This is a genomic window from Candidatus Cloacimonadaceae bacterium (assembly GCA_030693415.1).
Lineage (GTDB): Bacteria > Cloacimonadota > Cloacimonadia > Cloacimonadales > Cloacimonadaceae > JAUYAR01.
On the sequence record JAUYAR010000026.1, the window covers coordinates 1 to 2,282 of the forward strand.

The 2,282-nt window shown below is 41.0% G+C and carries 2 protein-coding genes; one reads left to right on the top strand and one right to left on the bottom strand.

Features of this window, described 5'->3' with window-relative positions:
* Nucleotides 1–82 precede the first annotated feature (82 nt).
* Complete coding sequence (locus tag Q8M98_01895; protein MDP3113506.1) at nt 83–1,411, bottom strand: hypothetical protein; 1,329 nt, start codon at nt 1,409–1,411, stop codon at nt 83–85.
* 433 nt (nt 1,412–1,844) lie between these two features.
* Here Q8M98_01895 and Q8M98_01900 point away from each other — a divergent pair, with 433 nt between their 5' ends.
* The gene (locus tag Q8M98_01900; protein ID MDP3113507.1) at nt 1,845–2,270 is read left to right on the top strand and encodes a glycoside hydrolase family protein; all 426 of its coding nucleotides are present in this window, start codon (nt 1,845–1,847) and stop codon (nt 2,268–2,270) included.
* Nucleotides 2,271–2,282 lie beyond the last annotated feature (12 nt).

Below are 2,282 nucleotides of genomic sequence, written 5' to 3' on the forward strand. Positions count from 1 at the left end.
CATGCATGAGCAATCGCTGATTGCCAACTTAAACATCTCCCAAATCTGTCAAGAAAATGTGAATTGGAAGCACTTAGACCACTTATTCTCCAAGTGCTCTGGTAAAGCAGCGTAGAATGGTGATGGTTTTTGAACAGTCTCTACGAATCATCTGATCATCTTGCACTATTTTTATGTTGACGTGGTTTTTCATCGGATTGGGATTAGCTATTATCTTATTCACCGATGGGGTTTGTACTTCATCCTCCACAGGCACCTGCCCATTAGGTAGTAGCTTGATAATAACTTGCTGCCCAGAGTTACCCCATGCCCAATATACACAGCCCTGTGAATCAAGACCAAGCAATGCTGTTGACGGAGAACCGAATCCATCCCCAATATAGGGACATAAATTCTCTCCTTGATGATACCATGTCCAGGTTAACTCGCCGGAGAAAGAGAGATTGACTAATGCGCCATTGAAAGCGTACCCACAGATATAAATGCCATTTTGATACGTAAACATTGACGAAACATTTTCGAGAACGTTATTGTCAATATCGAATAAGAAAATCAATTCAGAGCCTAATATACGGAAAACCTTGACCATCACATTAGGAAAGAATCCGAATGAGCTAGCAAGTAAATGAGATCCATCGTTGTTGCTACGCCCTAAAGCCAGGCACGAATACCCATTCATATAATTATCTGGGACATTAATCCTGTTAACAATCTCTCCATTTTCATCAACTTCTATAATTGATCCTAAACTTGTGTGTAATGAACAGGTAATCAGAAAATTGCCATTATCCATAAAAGCCAGATCGTGTGCTTCAGCTTCAAGATACTGACTACCCTGATCCACTGGCCAGAAAGCAGTGCAAAGTGTATCTCCCGAAGCGGAAAAACGAAAATAACATGCAGACGATACATCGTAATTCTGTGATGCCTTACCTACCGCGATTATTTCATTGTTTTGGGTGCGTAACGCTTTATTGAACGTTATTCCCATTAAAGAAATTTCTATTGGATTTGATAGGAAATTTATTACTCCTATACTGTTTATCGTCCCCAATTGAATTATACTGCCTGCAAAACACGTGATAATAAAGGTCACCTTGTCATCCATATCTATATCAACGCCTGTTATTGATATAAAAGTACCCCCCCCCCCCGGATATATATAACGTCTCCAGAGCAGATTACCCTGAGGATCGAGCTTAGTAATGGCAATAGACATATAATGAAACTCTTCAAGATCATCCGAATTGCCCAATACTACCACACTGTTGTCAGAACAGACATAAATTGACCTGGAAGCATACGAGGAATTGAGATCTTGCGTATACACATACCCACTCTGAGCTTGTACTAAGCTGCAAATCAACCACAATACTATTATAATCGCAATAAGATGAATCGGTCTATTCATCAGGGCACCTCACATTATCTATTTTTTTTAAACACTTCATATTGTCGAGGCTTTCAGACCCTAGGTCTATGGCAATTCCATTAACTATAACCTAAGGTCTCAGAGCTACTCGACAATTTATCTTTCAGGTTTACAATGTTGTTAATCTTATTGTTCCTTGTGATCTTGCGGAATAATCAGTTAGATGTTACATCACTCCAGCAAAATCCAACTTCATCCTTGAAACGGGATCCACGTATTTTTTGGAACCTCAGATGTTGATGATAATGTAAAGGACCGTCCACTAATAATTAATCGGTAGATAACAAAAAGCAAGCACAATCTGACATTTATGTTTTCTGTCTCATCCTTACCTATCCGTATTTGTGTTAATACAGGGTAGTGACTTCCTTGCACTGGATAGAGTATTCAATACTACTCGCAAGGAGATACAATGGAAACCAAGCTACTGGAACGCATCAAAGAACAACTGGTTAGACAAAAAGGTCTGCGGCTCAAGCCATACCGTTGCACCGCAGGCAAGCTGACTATCGGAATTGGTCGCAATCTCGATGACTGTGGGATCTCCCAAACAGAAGCTTATCTGCTCTTGGAGAATAATATCCAGAACTGCGAGAGACAGCTTTTGGATGAGATTCCTGAGATATACAATGGTTTGGATGAAGTACGTAAGTCTGTGCTGCTGAACATGTGTTTCAACCTGGGTATTGGTGGCTTGCTTGAATTTAATAACACCTTGGCATACATAGCTGCGGGGGATTGGAAACGGGCTGCCAATGGCATGCTGGCATCCAAGTGGGCAAAGCAGGTTGGTCGCAGGGCGATTGAACTAACCGAGCTGATGAGGAAAGGTAAGTGATACCGATCCCGG

What these genes read in the sequence shown, in the direction of transcription:
- Q8M98_01895 (MDP3113506.1), bottom strand. Translation starts at nt 1,411, where the DNA reads ATGAATAGACCGATTCATCTTATTGCGATTATAATAGTATTGTGGTTG.
- Q8M98_01900 (MDP3113507.1), top strand. Translation starts at nt 1,845, where the DNA reads ATGGAAACCAAGCTACTGGAACGCATCAAAGAACAACTGGTTAGACAA.